This window comes from Sphingobium sp. KKT206 (assembly GCF_055640555.1).
Map to the genome: position 1 here is coordinate 1500454 of NZ_CM145764.1, position 16651 is coordinate 1517104.

Consider the following 16651-nt stretch of genomic DNA (forward strand, 5'->3'; position numbering starts at 1 on the left):
CGCAGGCTCCCGAAATATCTGACTCAACCCTGTAGACCGGGCGGCGGACTATTTTGCTGTTGTTGCCGTTGCAACTGCCGTTCCTCGATCCCGTCATCCGCCTGCGCGATACGGACGTCCGCGTCAATCAGGATATCGCCAGCCACCATGATGGTGCCCCGGATCGGCGCGGCATCATCGGCATCCAGGCCGCTCGCGACGCGCAGATAGCGTTCGGTGACGCAGACGCGGTTGGAGGGGTCAAAACCGACCCAGCCAAGGCCCGGCACCAGCGCTTCGGCCCAGCCATGGGTTTCGTGCAGTTCATTGCCTTCGCTGGTCAGCAGATAGCCCGACACATAGCGGGCGGGGATGCCAAGGACGCGCGCGCCCGCGATGAAGATCTGGGCATGATCCTGGCATACGCCTGCGCCCAGCTGAAAGGCCTGCGCAGCCGTGGTGGCCGATGTGGTGACGCCAGCGCGATAGGTGACCGCGTCGGTGACGGCGGCGGCCAGCGCGTGCAGCCGGGCGAGCGGTCCGTTGCCGTCGGGCAGCGCCAGGGCCATGGCGGCGATGGCGTCCGACGCGCGGGTGAGCGGCGTGTCGCGCAGGAAATAGAGCGGGTTCACCCGGCTGATCGGGCCGCCGACGACGCCATGGGTTTCGCGTGTTTCAACCAGGCCTTCGGCGACGATCACCGCCTGGCCGAGCTGATCGTGCCGGACCCAGAGCGCTTCCATCTCACCATTGCTGTTGCGGTGGAAGCCGGTGACCGGCGCGTCATTGACGCTGACCTTCCAGTCCAGCACCGTCTGCGCGGGCGTGTCGACCGGCATCAGTTTCAGCCGCATGACCACCCGGCCCGCCGAAGGATCGTAGGAATAGACGGTCTGATGCCGAACCAGCAATTTCATCGCGAGCGCCCCCTCCCCCGATCAGCCGAAATGATAGGTCTGGGCGATTTCGACGCCCAACTGGTTGGTCATCGCCAGCCCCTGCTGCACCGTTTCATGCAGGCCGAAGCGGAAGATTTCGCCGCTGTCGAGCTGTTCCAGCGCGCTGACCATCTGTTCGATCGTGTCGTTGCACGGGCCGCGCCGGTCATGCCAGCCCGACAGGCGGTTGAGCCGATAGGCAAGCTGGTCATAGCAGAAGGCGACGCTGCGCGGGAACATGCGGTTGAGCATCAGGAAGTCGGTGATCTGCCAGGGGGTATAGGTGCCGCCATAGACATGATGATAGGCGCGCGCGCCGGACAGGGCGTAGAGGACCGAGGTCCATTGATAATGGTCGCGATTGCCGCCGATGACTTCGGTTTCGGGCAGCAGGACATAATATTTGACGTCGAGCAGGCGCAGCGTCATTTGCGCGCGCTCGAGCGCCGAGCCGCAGCGCAGGAAGTCGTGGCCTTCATTGCGTAGCTGCCCCGAATGAGTCGCGCCGCGGAAGGTCATGACGCGGGTCTTGACCCAGTCGATCAGCGTCGGGAGCTGCTGGCGGGCCTCGCCGACATCATAGCTGTCGAGCTTGCGCCAGCCATCGTTGAGCGCTTCCCACATATCCTGCGTCAACATGGTGCGGGCCGACTTGGCGTTGGCGCGCGCCTTGGCCAGGCAGGAGCGGATCGAGCTGCTATTGTCGAGGTCCAGCATCAGATAGGCGACGGCGTCGCTTTCGGTGACGGTCGATCCTTCGGGAAACTGGTGGCCGCAGCCCGCCGCGCGGACCACAGATCGCCATTCGTCGCGATGGTGCGCGCCGGGCAGAATCGCCATGCGCTGGCCCATGGTGAGGAGGCGCGCGGTGGCCTCCGCCCGCTCCATGTAGCGCGCCATCCAGAAGAGATTTTCGGCGGTCCGGCTCAGCATTTGGTCATGCCCTCTTCTTCCGTCATTCCCGCGAAGGCGGGAACCCATCTCCCAAGCGTTCCGCATGGGGTGAGGCCCGGAGATGGATTCCCGCCTGCGCGGGGATGACGTGTGGGGTGAATGGACGGGGTGGCCATCATCAATCCTGCAACACCCAGGTGTCCTTGACCCCGCCGCCCTGGCTGGAATTGACCACCAGCGACCCTTCGGTCAGGGCCACGCGGGTCAGGCCGCCGGGGACGAGGCGCAGTTGTTTGCCGACCAGGCAATAGGGACGGAAATCGGCGTGGCGGCCGACGACGGCGGCGGGGCCGAGCGTCGGGACGGTCGACAAGTCAAGCGTCGGCTGGGCGATGAATTCCTTGGGATTGGCGCGGATGCGGTCGGCATAGGCGGCGACCTCGTCCTTGGTCGATTTGGGACCGATCAACATGCCATAGCCGCCCGATCCATGGACTTCCTTGGCCACCAATTCGTGCAGATGTTCCAGCACATAGGCGCATTCGTCGGGCTTGCCGCATTGCCAGGTCTGGATATTGTCGAGGATCGGCTTTTCGCCGAGATAGAAGCGGATCATCTCCGGCACGTAGATATAGACCGCCTTGTCGTCGGCGATGCCCGATCCGGGGGCCGAGGCGAGCGTCACCCCGCCCTTGCGATAGACGTTGAAGATGCCGGGAACGCCGAGCAGGCTGTCGGCGCGGAAGACGAGCGGGTCGAGATATTCATCGTCGATGCGGCGATAGATGACGTCGACCGCCTTTGGCCCCAGCGTGGTCTTCATCCACACCCGGTCATTGTCGACGAACAGGTCGGCAGGCTCGACCAGTTCGACGCCCATCAGGTCGGCGAGGAAGCTATGCTCATAATAAGCGCTGTTGAGCGAGCCGGGGGTGAGGACGACCACGACCGGATCGCCCTTGCAGGCGGGCGGCGCGACTTCCTTGAGGCTTTTGAGCAGTTCGGCGGGATAGTCATCGACCGGCGCGACGATCCCGGCGGCGAACAGTTCGGGGAACATGCGCGTCATGATCTCCCGGTTTTCGAGCATGTAGGAGACGCCCGACGGCGTGCGGCAATTATCCTCCAACACTTCGAAACTGCCCGGCCCCGTGCGGACGATGTCGATGCCGACGATATGGCTGTACACTTTGCCGGGCGGGGAAAAGTCCGCCATTTCAGCGAGATAGGCGCTGTTCTTGTAGATGATGTCGGCCGGCATGATGCCAGCCTTCACAATCTCGCCGCGATGATAGACATCGTGCAGGAAGGCATTGAGCGCGCGGGCGCGCTGGCGGATGCCCTTGTCCAGCACGCGCCATTCCTGCGCGGTGAAGATGCGCGGCAGCAGGTCGAAGGGGATCAGCCGTTCCGGATCGCCACCCTCGCCATAAACGGCAAAGGTGATGCCGATACGACGGAAGATCGCCTCTGCCTCATCCAGCCGACGGTTGAGCCCGGATATGCCCGTTCGTTCCACCCATTTCTGCACTTCGGCGTAACAGGCGCGTATCGAACCATCAGGCTCAAACATTTCGTGGAAGGGCAAGTGGACGTTCCTCCCTCGGCCAGGACGGCCGGTTGTGCGTCGCAACATTAGGACGTGGCCCAAAAGGGATTGCAACAGAAAAATGACACGGGCTGCGCGGATTTCAATATTCCTTGCGCCGGGGCACGGATTGGGCAGAATGCGGCGCATGAACAGGATGATCGGCGGACCGCTGGCCGCCCTGCTGGCGCTGACCGCCTGCGCCTCCAACGTGCGCGAACAGATTTACCGCGCCGACGCCGCGCCGGTGCAGGTCGCGCAATGGACTCAGACGACGCCTGTGGCCCTGCCGGTGCGGAGTGAGGACGGGCTGGCGCTCACTGGCTATTATTGGCCGGGCGACCCGGCCGACCGTGACGTCATCCTCTTCTTCCATGGCCGCGGATCGCATCAGGGGATCGGCGCGCGTTACGCCGAACATCTGGCGGGCAAGGGCGACCATGTGGTCGTGGTGTCCTATCGCGGCTTTGGTGGCAATCCCGGCACGCCGACGCAGGCCGGGCTGATGGCGGACGGGCGCGCCTTCGTGGCGGCGGCGCGCAATCTGGTCGGGGCGGATGCGCGGCTGTTCCTGGTCGGCCATTCGCTGGGTGGCGCGGTGGCCCTGCATGTCGCGGCGACGGTGAGGGTGGCGGGGGTCGTTACCCTTTCGACGTTCGACAAGCTGGAAGAATCGGCGCCCGGCGGGGTCGGCCTGCTGCTGCCCGACAAATGGAATAATCTGGACGCGGTGACGAAGATCGGCGCGCCGTTGGTGATGATACAGGGCACCGCCGACGACCGGATCGACATGGCGCAGGCCGACGCGCTGTTCGCTGCTGCGCGTGCGCCTGCCGCCATGCTGACGGTGCCGGGCGCGGGCCATAATCCCGACATGACGCAACTTGGGCCGATGGTAAGCGCGGCGATCGGCGCGATCGATTCGGGCGCGATGGCGGGCTATCCGATGGCGCTGCCAGCGGGTTGGGGCGTGCGGCGCAAATAATCGCAAAAAGCCCCGTTGACCGACCCGCCGCCGCTGCGTATAGCGCCGCCTCACCGCAGGGCCATGTTGCCTTGCGAGGCCCCAAGGGGCGGAGTAGCTCAGCTGGTTAGAGCAGCGGAATCATAATCCGCGTGTCGGGGGTTCAAGTCCCTCCTCCGCTACCATTTTTCAGATAGTCAGATGTTCCCACGCAGACGGGATTGCTCGGCCCCGGCGCATGATAGCTTATGGGCGCCGCGCCTCGTCAGTTCGCGCGGCAGGTGCCGCGCGCCGCCCGCCTCAGCCCGGTATCGACGCGCCGAAGAGCAGCATGGGATCACCCGGCGGCGACAGGGCGATCTCGCCGCCCGCGCCAGTCACCAGCGCGCGCACCATCCAGGCTGCCGCTGTCCGCGATGCCAGTCCCTCGATCGGCAAGGTGCCTGCCAGCGCCGCGCGCAGATCGGGGTCGAGCACGACCTTTGGTCCTTCGCCACGCACCACGATTTCGGTCACGCCCGGCCGCACTTCCGCGCCGATGTCGAGTTGCCCGCCACGCACCAGCGCATCGCCCGCGATCAGCGCCAGGTTGAGCAACACCTTGACCGCCAGCTTGCCCAGCATCTGTTCATCGACCATCCAGCCGACCTTCACGCGGCCGGTGGTGACGAACATGCCCTCGATCGCGACCCGCGCTTCATGGGGCGGCACCACATCGCCGAACCCGCCCGCAGAGCCGAACGCCAGACGAAAGAATTTAAGCTTGTTGGCCGACGTCCGCGCGCTGTCGCCCAGCAGCTCCAGGCAGCGCTGGCGCATTTCCGGGTCCGTCTCGTCCGCCATCAGCTCAAGGCCATTGTTGAGCGCGCCGACCGGACTGAGCAGGTCATGGCACAGGCGCGAACAGAGCAGGCTGGCAAATTCGATGCTGTCGGTCGGGTTGGTCATGCGGGGTCTGGATCGCCGGATAGTGGTCAGGAAAGGAGGCTCTCACGGCTAATGCGCTGCCCCGCCGCGTGATGCAACCCCGGCTCGCCGCCTTTCCCTCACCTTATGTCGAGCAGCGCCTCCACGAACGCCACCGCCCCACCCTGCCCTGGCTGCGCGCGCCACAGGCGCACCGCCTCGCCAGCCACGATCAGCCACAGCGTTCCATCGGGCATCGCACAGGCCGCGTCCGTGGCGGAGGGTATAGCCACGCCCGACGGGTGCGAGTGATAATGGCCGATCACTTTTGGCCCACCCGACCGCGCCGCCCGGTGCGCGGCGATCAGCACCGCCGGGTCCAGTTCGAAATGGCGCGCCGGATCGGCCGCGACATTGGCCGCCGGGGCGATCGCCTCTATCCGCCCGGCCTGGCCCAGCAAAAGCCCACAGATTTCCCCATCGTCCGCCGCTGCCACCGCAACGATCCGGTCCCGTAACAGGCTTGAAATAGTCACGCTCATGCCTACATCCCTAGCCAATGGCCGCGGGGGTTTCCATCATCGAAGCAATTATCGACGCGGGCCAGCATGGCCAGCGGCTCGACCGTGCGCTCGCCGACCTTTTGCCCGACCTCTCGCGCGAACGGATCAAGGCACTGATCGGCGAGGGACATGTCCGCGCGACGGACCAGACTGTGAAACTCAGCGCCTCGGCCAAGGTCGCAGCCGGGCAGCGTTTCGCCGTCACCCTCCCCGCCCCAGTGGCGCTGGATGCGGTGGCGCAGGATATCCCGCTCACCATCGTCCATGAAGATGCCGACCTGATCGTGGTGGACAAGCCCGCTGGGCTGGTTGTCCATCCCGCCGCGGGCAATCTCGATGGCACGCTCGTCAACGCCTTGCTCCATCATTGCGCCGGACAATTGTCGGGCATCGGCGGTGTGGCCCGTCCCGGCATCGTTCATCGCATCGACAAGGATACATCGGGCCTGTTGGTCGTTGCTAAGACAGACCGGGCGCATGAAGGACTGTCCGTCCAGTTCAAGGATCACAGCATCGACCGGCTCTATGCCGCGATCGTCTATGGCCACCCCGCCCCGCCCGTTGCCAGGATCGATGCCTGGATCGGCCGATCCGACGCTGATCGAAAGAAGATGGCGGTTCATCGGGAAGGGCGCGGCAAACATGCCGTAACCCATTATCGGATGGAGGAGCGGCTGACAGGCGCGGCGATGGTCGAATGTCGCTTGGAAACCGGCCGAACGCATCAGGTGCGCGTGCATATGGCGCATATCGGACACCCCTTGATAGGTGATCCGGTTTACAGTAGGGATAGAAAAGGTTTCAAATCAATACTGGAAACGCTGGGTTTCAAAAGGCAGGCATTGCACGCCAAAACCCTGGGGTTCATACATCCGGTGACGGGCTCGCCGCTCCTGTTCCAAAGTGCATTGCCCATGGACATGCAGGAACTGTTAAGCGAGCTTAGAGTATAGGTTTCGACATGTTTGCGACGGCGATTTGGATGCCTCTTCTGGGTCCAGCCGCGCATGAAAGGGAAAGGTGAAGCGACATGGCCAACAAGAGCAATGTCCCCGCGGTTCCGGCGCTGGGCGGTGAAGCCAGCCTCAACCGCTATCTGTCGGAGATTCGCAAATTTCCGCTGCTCACCCCTGAGCAGGAATATATGCTGGCGAAACGCTATGAGGAGCATCAGGATCCTGAAGCGGCGGCGCAGCTAGTCACTTCGCATCTGCGCCTCGTGGCGAAGATCGCGATGGGCTATCGCGGCTATGGCCTGCCGGTCAGCGAGCTGATTTCCGAAGGCAATATCGGCCTGATGCAGGGCGTGAAGAAATTCGAGGCCGAGCGCGGTTTCCGTCTGGCGACCTACGCCATGTGGTGGATTCGCGCCTCGATCCAGGAGTTCATCCTGCGGTCCTGGTCGCTCGTGAAGATGGGCACCACCGCGTCGCAGAAGAAGCTGTTTTTCAACCTGCGCCGGATGAAGAACAATATCGAAGCGTTCGAGGATGGCGATCTCAAGCCGGAGGACGTCACCAAGATCGCAACCGATCTGGGCGTATCCGAACAGGATGTCGTGTCGATGAACCGTCGCATGGCGATGGGCGGCGACACATCGCTCAACGTGCCGATGCGCGAGGATGGCGAGGGCCAGTGGCAGGACTGGTTGCAGGATCATGATCCGCTGCAGGACGAGCGTGTCGCCGACGAGCAGGAGCGGACCCAGCGTCATGAGATGCTCGAAGAGGCGATGACCGACCTCAACGATCGCGAGAAGCATATCCTGGCCGAACGTCGTCTGGCCGAAGAGCCCAAGACGCTGGAAGAACTGAGCCAGGTCTATGGCGTCAGCCGCGAGCGGGTGCGCCAGATCGAGGTGCGGGCGTTCGAGAAGCTGCAAAAGGCGATGATGCGGATTGCAGGCGACCGGCTGGGCCAGATGGCGCGCTTCGCTGCCGCCTGACGGATCGGCCTACCGACATTAAGAGGCTCCGGCGTAAAGCCGGGGCCTTTTTTGTGTGTGCGGCTTGAGCGGCGTGGCGGGAGTGCGTTACGCTCATGCCATGACCGCAAAACCCCTCCGCTCTCCCCGTCGCCGTTCGCGCTGGATCGTCCTTCCCTTCAAGATCGTCTTTGGCTTCGTCGTCCTGTCGCTGCTGATAGTCGTCATCTATCGGTTCGTGCCGCCGCCGGTGACCATCACGATGCTGCTCGATGCCAATGGTATTACCAAGGACTGGATGCCACTCGACGAGATGGACCCGGACATGGCGCGCGCGGCGATCGCCGGGGAGGATGGAAAATTCTGTACCCATCATGGCTTCGATGTCGATGCCATCACCAAGGCCGCGTTGAACAATGCCAGCGGCGGGCGCATCCGGGGCGGCTCGACCATCAGCCAGCAGACAGCCAAGAATGTGTTTCTCTGGCAGGGCGGCGGCTTCGTGCGCAAGGGGCTGGAAGCCTGGTTCACGGTGCTGATCGAGGCGATCTGGGGCAAGCCGCGGATCATGGAAGTCTATCTCAACGTCGCGGAAACCGGCATCGGCACCTATGGCGCGCAGGCGGGCGCGATCCGCTATTTCAATCATGGCGCAGGCCAGTTGACGCGCGCGGAAGCCGCCCGCATCGCCGCCATCCTCCCCCTCCCCAAGAAACGCGCCGCCGTTGCGCCCACGGGGTTCACCCGCCGCTATGGCAACACGATCGCGGCGCGGATCGGCGCGGTGCAGCGGGACGGGCTGGATAGCTGTTTGCGGTAACGCATCCCCTTAACTTCGCACATTTCCCGCAGATTTCGACATAAAGTTGTGCGCGGCTGATCCCATCGGCAAGTACGGCCCAACGGGCCATAGCCTTTTATAGGCGGGCGTAGCCAAGTAGGACAGCGCCATTGCAGGCATAGAAAAAGGGCGGGGATTGCTCCCCGCCCTTTTCTGTTTGCGGTGTCGTTCAGGCTTAGAAGCCGACGATCAGCGAGGCGCTGATCGCGCGCGGCGAGCCGAAGTTCACGAAGGCCGACGAAGAGCTGGCGAGCGTGTCCAGACCACCGCTGAACGAGCCGACATAGAATTTGTCGAACAGGTTGCTGACGTTGAGCTGGATCGCGCCCTTTTCCATGCCCAAGCTGGCGAGAGAGTAGCGGATATCCAGGTCTACGACAGTGTAGGCACCAAATTTCGCACCAGGAGCGATCAACTTGGTAACGCCCGTGCTGGTCGTCGCGGTCTGCACGTTGCCGTTGATGTCGTTCATGAAGCGCGAGCTGGTCTTCTTGGCCTGAACGCCCATGGTGAAGTCGCCCAGATTGCCCTGGAGACGGCCACCAAACAGATATTTCGGCGCGCTGCGTTCCCGCTTACCGGCGGTGCGCAGAAAGTTGACGCCATCCTGCGTGTAGCACAGGCCGGCGAGCTGAATGTCACTGTCGAGAGCGCAGCTGGCCGTCACGGTGTCATTCTGGATTTCCGACTTGATGTACGAACCGAACAGGTAGGCGGTGATTTCCTTGATCGGGCTGTAGGAAATGCTGCTGTCGATGCCGTATTTCTTCACCGGACCCAGGTTGGTATCGGTGCCGTTACCGTCAATGTCATAAGCGGTTACGAGACGGTTCTTGTACTTCGAATACCAGCCGGTGATCGCAGCCTGCACCTTCGACGAATTGTAGCGGATGCTGGCGTCGAAACTGTCCGAGGTTTCGGCGACGCGGTAGGCCGAGTCGCTGTCCGCCGGGAAGACGAAGGCATTGTAGAGCGCGTCGGTGCTAGGCACCGAGATGTTCTTGGCATAGCTGCCCGCGATGCTGATTTCCGGCGTGATCTTGAAGGTCGCGCCGATGTTCGGCAGGAACTTGTCGTACTTCAGCTTGCGTTCCTGCGGCAGAGCAGAACCCGTCGCGCGACCGGTGGTCGCGTTATAGCTGTAGGGATGGGTCGCGATGTAGGCAGCCAGCTGATCTTCCGGCACGCAGTTCACGAAGCCGCCCGAGCTGGTGGTGAAGCAATTCTGATCAAGCTCACGCTTGAAGAACGGCATGCGCGCGCCGATCAGGACGGTCAGGCTGTCCTCGAAAAACTGACCGCGATATTCACCGGCGATCTGGTTCAGTTCGGCGATCGACTTGCGGTCACGCTTTTGCAGCACATTGCCTGCCGCGTCAGCGATCGGATCGTTGATCGGGAATACGTCAAAAGGCGTGCCGCCCTGATCCAGGAAGCCCGCAGCGCCGGTCTGGCGGTGGCGCGCACGGTCATAAGAGTAGGACAGGCGAACGCGGTGCGCATCGCTGATCTCGTAAGCGAGGTTGGCGATGCCGACCCAGCGGCGTGTGTTGGTCTGGCTGGGCTGCAACACGGTTACGCGACCAAGGACGCCGTCGCCGTTCAGATCCCGACCAAAGTAGAAGCTGCCATTATAGTTACCGGTGCCGGAGAAACCGGTCGCATCGGTGAAGAGGGTTTCATTGGCGCTGGTCGTGCCGCCGCCGTTGGCCTTCACCCACTGATAGGCACCGTCGACCGAGAAGATCAGGCGATCCGTCAGCGTGAACTTGGAGTTCAGACGGACGTTGCCGGTATTGGACGGGTTGAAGCGACGTTCGAATTCCGTGCCGCAGGTGTTTGGCGTGCTGGTTGCGCTGACATTGCACGGATAGCCGCCACCGGTGGCGGCGTTGCCGATATTGTAGAAGCGACCCGACTTGTCACCGGTGATGGCGTTAGCACGCAGCGGCGAACCACCGAAATTGTTACGGTTCTGGTTATAGTGACCCGACAGCGCGATGAAATCACCATTGTCACCAATGTCCTGCCAGATCTTGGCGTTATACTGCTGCTTGTACACCTTGCCATAGTTGGCGAAGGCAGCGTCGTTCTTGAGACGCGAGGCCGAGAACCAAGCCTTGGTGCCATGGCCGGTCAGGTCGCCGGTGTTCACAACGCCGAACATGCGGAAATAGGGGCGATCGCCCGCACCTTCGGCCAGGATGTTGCCGTAGCTGACGCTAGCCAGCACGCCATATTCGTCGCTCGGTTCCATCGTCTGGATGTTGACGGTGCCGCCGACGGCCGCAGCGGTCGGACTATCGACGTCGGTCGAACCCAGGTTGACGTTGACGTTCTGGATCAGTTCGGCATCGACCTGCTGGTTGGTGTAGATCGCATAGTTGCCGGAGTCATTGAGCGGGATGCCGTCGAATGTCTGCGAGATACGGTCCGAGCTGAAGCCGCGGATGGTGAAGCTGCCGCCCGACGAACCCCAAGGATCGTTGTTGGTGAAGCTGACGCCCGGCACCAGGTTGATGATTTCGTTGATGGTCTGGCCGGGGCGCTGCGCCTGGATGATTTCCTGGCCAAGGACGACCTTTGCTTTGGGCGAGTCAGGGATTTTGACGCCGCCGACACCCTGATCGACGCGCGCGCCGGTGACGATGATGCTGTCTTCGAAGTCCGACGAACCGGTCGATTGCGCGAAGGCGGCGCCCGGAATGGCGACGGCGATGATCGCGGCGCTGCCCATTAGAAACTGTTTCATTTGACCCTTTTCCCTTTTTCAAAGGTGGCGCGTGGGCGCCTGTGCTGTGCTGTTCTCTCAAGCCGGGACCGCATTTGGCGGTTACTGGCGACGGCCCTGTGATGCTCTGATTGCAAATTTGTTACAATGCAGCATCCAGACTGTCACATTCCTCCACCACCCCGCGCCGTTGCGCTTGGGGATGCCCCGCCTCTGGCCATAAATCATTGCATTTTAGTGACTTAATAGTGCGGTGGGGACTTAGTTTGACAGTGGTGCAATTTTGCAACGCAGCAGGAATTTTTGTGCGCTGCACCCGCAGATCATAAAAAAGGGGCCGACGATCGCGCGTCGGCCCCTTTGGGATCAGTTATGGACAGGAAGACGTCAGGCGGCGTCTTCGGCCCGATTCTGCTTTTCGCTGAATACGCGGACCGGCTCTTTCTTGCCTGCGACCACATCCTTGTCGACCACCACTTCGCCCACGCCCTGCATCGAGGGAAGATCGAACATGGTGTCGAGCAGGATCGATTCGAGGATCGAACGCAGCCCGCGCGCGCCGGTCTTACGTTCGATCGCGCGCTTGGCGATCGCGGTTAGCGCGTCGTCGGTGAAGCTCAAGTCGACATTCTCCATGTCGAACAGCTTGCCATATTGCTTGACCAGCGCGTTCTTCGGCTCGACCAAAATCTTGACCAGCGCGGAGACATCCAGATCTTCGAGCGTCGCAATGACCGGCAGACGGCCGACAAATTCGGGGATGAGGCCGAATTTGAGCAGATCTTCCGGCTCGCTCGACCGCAGCAATTCGCCGGTCTTGCGCTCTTCAGGCGCGGCGACATAGGCGCCGAAGCCGATCGACTTGGCTTCCAGACGGTCGCCAATGATCTTTTCCAGACCCGCAAAGGCCCCGCCGCAGATGAAGAGGATGTTGGTTGTGTCGACCTGCAGGAACTCCTGCTGCGGATGCTTGCGGCCGCCCTGGGGCGGTACCGACGCGGTAGTGCCTTCCATCAGCTTGAGCAGCGCCTGCTGCACGCCCTCCCCCGACACGTCGCGGGTGATTGAGGGGTTTTCGGCCTTGCGGCTGATCTTGTCGATTTCGTCGATATAGACGATGCCGCGCTGCGCCTTTTCGACATTATAGTCGGACGCCTGGAGCAGCTTGAGAATGATGTTCTCGACATCCTCGCCGACATAGCCCGCTTCGGTCAGCGTCGTGGCGTCGGCCATGGTGAAGGGCACGTCGAACGTCTTGGCCAGCGTCTGCGCGAGCAGGGTCTTGCCGCAACCGGTGGGACCGACGAGCAGGATGTTGGACTTGGCGAGTTCGACCTCACCCGGCTTCGAGCCATGGTTGAGGCGCTTATAATGGTTATGGACCGCGACCGACAGGACGCGCTTCGCCCGGTTCTGGCCGATCACATAATCGTCCAGCACATCGCAGATTTCCTGCGGGGTCGGCACGCCGCCATCCTTCTTGCCGACGAGACCGCCCTTGGTCTCCTCGCGAATGATGTCGTTGCACAGTTCCACGCATTCGTCGCAGATGAACACGGTCGGCCCCGCGATCAGCTTCCGCACCTCATGCTGCGACTTGCCGCAGAAGGAGCAGTAAAGCGTGCTTTTTGAATCGGAGCCGGTAAGCTTAGTCATTCGCCATTCTTTCTTCCCTGCCGGTTCCACGATCGACCTGATCGCATCGGCGAGGGATATTCTGGTCCAAAGGCCATCCTAGACCGTGGCGCGCCGTTTCCACAAGGGGAGAAGTGGCGCGCCGCGGCAAAGTCAGCCATCAACTATCCGACGGATCGGCCAAGGAAGGCCGCTGGTCGAACACTTCATCGACAAGGCCGAAAGCCTTGGCCTCGTCCGCTTCGAGGAAGGTGTCGCGATCCATCGCCTTCTCAACCTCTTCCAACGACCGTCCGGTATATTTGACATAGAGGTCGTTCAGGCGGCGGCGGATACGCAGGATTTCCTTGGCCTGGATCTCGATATCGGACGCCATCCCCTGCGCACCACCGGACGGCTGGTGGATCATGATCCGGCTGTTGGTGGTGGCAAAGCGCATGCCCGGCTCGCCCGCGGCCAGCAGGAAGCTGCCCATCGAGGCGGCCTGGCCAACGCACAGCGTGCCGACCTTGGGCCGGATATATTTCATCGTATCGTGGATCGCCATGCCGGACGTCACCACGCCGCCGGGCGAGTTGATGTACATCCAGATGTCCTTCTTCGGATTTTCCGATTCGAGGAACAGCAGCTGGGCGACGATCAGCGAGGCCATATGATCTTCGACCTGGCCGGTCACGAAGATGATCCGTTCGCGCAGCAGGCGCGAGAAGATATCGAAGCTGCGCTCGCCACGGTTCGACTGTTCGATCACGATGGGGACCAGCGCGGCCATGGGGTTGGTCATGATATCGGTCATTATGCTCTTTCAGTCAGCTGCTTTTGCCCACCCCTACATCGTCACAAAAGGCGGCAGGTTCAAGGGGGAACAGGTGCAGCGCAATCGGGCTAGTCGCGCGCGGCGTAATCGGACGGCGCGCGGTGGGCGAGATAGGCCAGACGACGCACTTCGCGGCGGCCGCGCACGACGGTATCGAGGATCAGGCCGCACATCGCCGAAAGGGTGGCGAGGATCATGAGGCCGGTCACCAGGATCGCGGTCGGGAAGCGGGGTACAAGGCCCGTTTCCATATAGGTGACGATCAGGGGCGCAGCGAGGCCGAGCGCGAGCAGAGCCAAGAAGGCGGCGATGATGCCGAAGAACAGCACCGGCCGCTCTATGCGATAGAGGGTGATGATGGTGCGCAGGATGCGGAAGCCATCGCGATAGGTGCTGAGCTTGCTGACCGATCCTTCGGGTCGCGCGCCATAGGCGGTGATGACTTCGGCCACCGGCATGGCGAGTTCGAGCGCGTGGACGCTGATCTCGGTTTCGATCTCGAATCCGGCGGACAGCACCGGGAAGCTTTTGACGAAGCGGCGGGAAAAGACGCGATAGCCCGACAGGATGTCAGTGAAGCTGCGGCCGAACAATTGTTTGAGCAGGCCGGTCAGCGCCCAGTTGCCGAGGCGATGGCCGGGGCGATAGGCTTCCTCCGCTTCGCTTTTGCGGCAGCCGACCACCATGTCGAGATTGTCGGCGAGCATGGCGGCCACCATCGCCGGGGCGGCGGCGGCTTCGTAGGTCGCGTCGCCATCGGCCATGATGTAGATGTCGGCATCGACGTCGGCGAACATGCGGCGCACGACATGGCCCTTGCCCTGTTGCGATACGCGGCGGACGATCGCGCCCGCATCGGCGGCCAGGTCGCGACTGCCATCGCTGCTGTTGTTGTCGAAGACGTAGATGACCGCCTGCGGCAAAGCGCGGCGGAAGTCGGCCACCGTCTGCACGATGGCCTCTGCCTCATTGTAGCAGGGCAGGATGACCGCGATGCGCGGCGATCCGGCGGCAGCATCGCTGGCGAGAGCCATATCCACGGGCGGAAATTCCTTCATCGTCAGCCTATCCTCTGGTCGTCCGCGCGCCAAGACATGGACCGGCAGGGTTAATATTTCCTCTGCCATAATGGCCCAGACATGAAAAGCGCCCGCGCTTCACGAGGAAGCCGGGCGCTCTTTCAGTCTGACGAAAGCCTTATTCGGCCTTGGCAGCGGCCTTCTTGGCAGGGGCCTTCTTCTTGGGCGCGGCCTCGGCGGCGGGTGCCTCCTCGGTTGCGACCGCGTCCTCGGCGACATCCTTCTTGGCGGCAGCCTTTTTCGGTGCAGCCTTCTTGGGCGCAGCTTCTTCCGCGGGGGGCGCTTCTTCGGCTACCGGGGCGTCTTCCGCCTCGGCCTTCTTCTTGGGCGCAGCCTTCTTGGCCTTCGGCTTTTCGTCATGGTCATGACCGCAATCGGGGCCATGCACATGCGGCTTGAGGTCGCCGTCTTCGGCTTCGATCGCTGCTTCCAGCTCTTCCTTGGTCACGGTGCGTTCGGTGACTTCGGCCTTGTCGAACAGATAGTCGACGACCTTGTCCTCATAGAGCGGGGCGCGCAGCTGGGCGGCGGCCATCGCGTCCTGGCGGACATATTGCACGAAACGCTCGCGATCCTGCGGGCCGTATTGCTGCGCGGCCTGCATGATCAGGCGGTTCATTTCCTGTTCCGACACGGTCACGCCATTGGCCTGGCCGATTTCCGAGAGCAGGAGGCCAAGGCGGACGCGACGCACGGCGATGGCGCGATAGTCTTCTTTCTCGGCTTCCATCTCGGCGAGTGCGGCGGCCGGGTCTTCTTCATGGCCCGCTTCATGCTGAAGCTGCGCCCAGATCTGCTCGAATTCGGCTTCCACCATGCTCGGCGGAACGTCGAAGTCGTGCGAAGCGGCGAGCTGGTCGAGCAGCTTGCGCTTCATGTGGGTGCGGGTCAGGCCGTTATGCTCCTGCTCGATCTGCCCCTTGAGCAGGTCGTTCAGTTGCTCCAGCCCTTCCAGGCCCAGCGACTTGGCGAACTCGTCGTCCAGCTTGGGCTTGTCGCCGTCCAGGATCGACTTGACGGTGACGTCGAAGGTCGCCGCCTTGCCGGCCAGATGTTCCGCGCCATAATCTTCGGGGAAGGTGACCTCGATGGTCTTTTCTTCGCCCTTCTTCACGCCGGTCAGCTGTTCTTCGAAACCGGGGATGAACTGGCCCGCGCCGATCTTGAGCCGGATGTCGTCAGCCGAACCGCCTTCAAAGGCTTCGCCATCGACCTTGCCGACGAAATCGATGACCAGCGTGTCGCCGTCCTGCGCGACATGATCGTCGGCATGTTCTTCCAGTGCACCCTGCTGGGTGGCGATGCGACCGGCCGATTCCGCGACCTGTTCGTCGCTCACGGGAACGGTCAGGCGCTCAAGCTTGAGGCCATCGACGCTGGGGGCGGCGATTTCAGGCAGCACTTCCAGCGCGACCTTGATCTCGGCATCCTTGCCGAACTCGAAACCCTCGTCCAGCTCGACCGAAGGCTGCATCGCGGGACGCAGCTTCTGGTCGGCGATCAGCTTCTGGATGCTTTCCTGGATGCTGTTGTTGAGCGCGTCGCGCTGCAAAGCCTCGCCATGCATCTTCTTGACCAGGTTGGCGGGCACCTTGCCTGGACGGAAGCCAGGCATCCGCACCTGCGGCGCCATGGTCTTGACTTCCTTTTCCACTCGCGCGTCGATATCCTTCGACGTGATGGTTACGGTGTAGGCGCGCTTAAGGCCCTCGTTCAACGTCTCGACAGTCTGCATCTCTTCTCTCAAACGCTTTCTTCAGCTGAATTTCGGTGGCGCCTGCGATGGGCCGGG

The 16651-nt window shown here is 62.6% G+C and carries 14 protein-coding genes and 1 tRNA gene; 5 read left to right on the forward strand and 10 right to left on the reverse strand.

Going from position 1 to position 16651, the window contains the following annotated elements; all coding sequences use genetic code 11:
* Positions 1-23: 23 nt before the first annotated feature.
* From ACZ2HM_RS06945 to ACZ2HM_RS06955, 3 genes are all read right to left on the reverse strand, one after another.
* A complete protein-coding gene (locus ACZ2HM_RS06945) occupies positions 24-896 on the reverse strand; it encodes a transglutaminase family protein (protein WP_470426593.1) in 873 nt (290 codons plus the stop codon).
* A 21-nt stretch (positions 897-917) separates the two neighbouring features.
* Positions 918-1850, reverse strand: a complete 933-nt coding sequence (locus tag ACZ2HM_RS06950; RefSeq protein ID WP_069066362.1) for an alpha-E domain-containing protein — start codon at positions 1848-1850, stop codon at positions 918-920.
* 139 nt (positions 1851-1989) lie between these two features.
* Complete coding sequence (locus ACZ2HM_RS06955) at positions 1990-3399, reverse strand: circularly permuted type 2 ATP-grasp protein (protein ID WP_037476536.1); 1410 nt, start codon at positions 3397-3399, stop codon at positions 1990-1992.
* 148 nt (positions 3400-3547) lie between these two features.
* Between ACZ2HM_RS06955 and ACZ2HM_RS06960 the strand changes: the two genes are divergently transcribed.
* The gene (locus tag ACZ2HM_RS06960; protein WP_470426594.1) at positions 3548-4384 is read left to right on the forward strand and encodes an alpha/beta hydrolase; all 837 of its coding nucleotides are present in this window, start codon (positions 3548-3550) and stop codon (positions 4382-4384) included.
* An 87-nt stretch (positions 4385-4471) separates the two neighbouring features.
* Positions 4472-4548: transfer RNA gene (locus ACZ2HM_RS06965), tRNA-Met, on the forward strand.
* Between the two features lie 115 nt (positions 4549-4663).
* Here the strand turns inward: ACZ2HM_RS06965 and ACZ2HM_RS06970 are convergent.
* Positions 4664-5311: a histidine phosphotransferase family protein gene (locus ACZ2HM_RS06970; protein WP_037476535.1), complete on the reverse strand. Its 648-nt coding sequence runs from the start codon at positions 5309-5311 to the stop codon at positions 4664-4666.
* A 98-nt stretch (positions 5312-5409) separates the two neighbouring features.
* Positions 5410-5811 carry a M67 family metallopeptidase gene (locus tag ACZ2HM_RS06975; protein WP_037476534.1) on the reverse strand — a complete coding sequence of 134 codons (402 nt, stop codon included), beginning with the start codon at positions 5809-5811 and terminating at the stop codon, positions 5410-5412.
* A gap of 17 nt (positions 5812-5828) precedes the next feature.
* Between ACZ2HM_RS06975 and ACZ2HM_RS06980 the strand changes: the two genes are divergently transcribed.
* From ACZ2HM_RS06980 to mtgA, 3 genes are all read left to right on the forward strand, one after another.
* Positions 5829-6785 carry an RluA family pseudouridine synthase gene (locus ACZ2HM_RS06980; protein WP_069066360.1) on the forward strand — a complete coding sequence of 319 codons (957 nt, stop codon included), beginning with the start codon at positions 5829-5831 and terminating at the stop codon, positions 6783-6785.
* Positions 6786-6862: 77 nt separating this feature from the next.
* Positions 6863-7777: an RNA polymerase sigma factor RpoH gene (gene rpoH / locus ACZ2HM_RS06985; RefSeq protein WP_037474994.1), complete on the forward strand. Its 915-nt coding sequence runs from the start codon at positions 6863-6865 to the stop codon at positions 7775-7777.
* Positions 7778-7877: 100 nt separating this feature from the next.
* On the forward strand, positions 7878-8576 hold the full coding sequence (gene mtgA / locus ACZ2HM_RS06990; RefSeq protein WP_470426595.1) for a monofunctional biosynthetic peptidoglycan transglycosylase: 699 nt from the start codon (positions 7878-7880) through the stop codon (positions 8574-8576).
* Between the two features lie 196 nt (positions 8577-8772).
* Here the strand turns inward: mtgA and ACZ2HM_RS06995 are convergent, their stop codons facing one another.
* From ACZ2HM_RS06995 to tig, 5 genes are all read right to left on the reverse strand, one after another.
* The gene (locus ACZ2HM_RS06995) at positions 8773-11349 is read right to left on the reverse strand and encodes a TonB-dependent receptor (RefSeq protein ID WP_470426596.1); all 2577 of its coding nucleotides are present in this window, start codon (positions 11347-11349) and stop codon (positions 8773-8775) included.
* Between the two features lie 366 nt (positions 11350-11715).
* Positions 11716-12984, reverse strand: a complete 1269-nt coding sequence (clpX, locus tag ACZ2HM_RS07000; RefSeq protein WP_069066358.1) for an ATP-dependent Clp protease ATP-binding subunit ClpX — start codon at positions 12982-12984, stop codon at positions 11716-11718.
* A gap of 139 nt (positions 12985-13123) precedes the next feature.
* Positions 13124-13759 carry an ATP-dependent Clp protease proteolytic subunit gene (locus ACZ2HM_RS07005; RefSeq protein WP_037475003.1) on the reverse strand — a complete coding sequence of 212 codons (636 nt, stop codon included), beginning with the start codon at positions 13757-13759 and terminating at the stop codon, positions 13124-13126.
* An 89-nt stretch (positions 13760-13848) separates the two neighbouring features.
* On the reverse strand, positions 13849-14838 hold the full coding sequence (locus tag ACZ2HM_RS07010; RefSeq protein WP_470426597.1) for a glycosyltransferase family 2 protein: 990 nt from the start codon (positions 14836-14838) through the stop codon (positions 13849-13851).
* Between the two features lie 139 nt (positions 14839-14977).
* Complete coding sequence (gene tig / locus ACZ2HM_RS07015) at positions 14978-16594, reverse strand: trigger factor (RefSeq protein ID WP_037475007.1); 1617 nt, start codon at positions 16592-16594, stop codon at positions 14978-14980.
* Positions 16595-16651 lie beyond the last annotated feature (57 nt).

What these genes read in the sequence shown, in the direction of transcription:
- ACZ2HM_RS07005 (WP_037475003.1), bottom strand. Translation starts at nt 13,759, where the DNA reads ATGACCGATATCATGACCAACCCCATGGCCGCGCTGGTCCCCATCGTG.
- tig (WP_037475007.1), bottom strand. Translation starts at nt 16,594, where the DNA reads ATGCAGACTGTCGAGACGTTGAACGAGGGCCTTAAGCGCGCCTACACC.
- mtgA (WP_470426595.1), top strand. Translation starts at nt 7,878, where the DNA reads ATGACCGCAAAACCCCTCCGCTCTCCCCGTCGCCGTTCGCGCTGGATC.
- ACZ2HM_RS06980 (WP_069066360.1), top strand. Translation starts at nt 5,829, where the DNA reads ATGGCCGCGGGGGTTTCCATCATCGAAGCAATTATCGACGCGGGCCAG.
- ACZ2HM_RS06970 (WP_037476535.1), bottom strand. Translation starts at nt 5,311, where the DNA reads ATGACCAACCCGACCGACAGCATCGAATTTGCCAGCCTGCTCTGTTCG.
- ACZ2HM_RS06960 (WP_470426594.1), top strand. Translation starts at nt 3,548, where the DNA reads ATGAACAGGATGATCGGCGGACCGCTGGCCGCCCTGCTGGCGCTGACC.
- ACZ2HM_RS07010 (WP_470426597.1), bottom strand. Translation starts at nt 14,838, where the DNA reads ATGAAGGAATTTCCGCCCGTGGATATGGCTCTCGCCAGCGATGCTGCC.
- ACZ2HM_RS06975 (WP_037476534.1), bottom strand. Translation starts at nt 5,811, where the DNA reads ATGAGCGTGACTATTTCAAGCCTGTTACGGGACCGGATCGTTGCGGTG.
- ACZ2HM_RS06995 (WP_470426596.1), bottom strand. Translation starts at nt 11,349, where the DNA reads ATGAAACAGTTTCTAATGGGCAGCGCCGCGATCATCGCCGTCGCCATT.
- ACZ2HM_RS06950 (WP_069066362.1), bottom strand. Translation starts at nt 1,850, where the DNA reads ATGCTGAGCCGGACCGCCGAAAATCTCTTCTGGATGGCGCGCTACATG.
- clpX (WP_069066358.1), bottom strand. Translation starts at nt 12,984, where the DNA reads ATGACTAAGCTTACCGGCTCCGATTCAAAAAGCACGCTTTACTGCTCC.
- ACZ2HM_RS06945 (WP_470426593.1), bottom strand. Translation starts at nt 896, where the DNA reads ATGAAATTGCTGGTTCGGCATCAGACCGTCTATTCCTACGATCCTTCG.
- rpoH (WP_037474994.1), top strand. Translation starts at nt 6,863, where the DNA reads ATGGCCAACAAGAGCAATGTCCCCGCGGTTCCGGCGCTGGGCGGTGAA.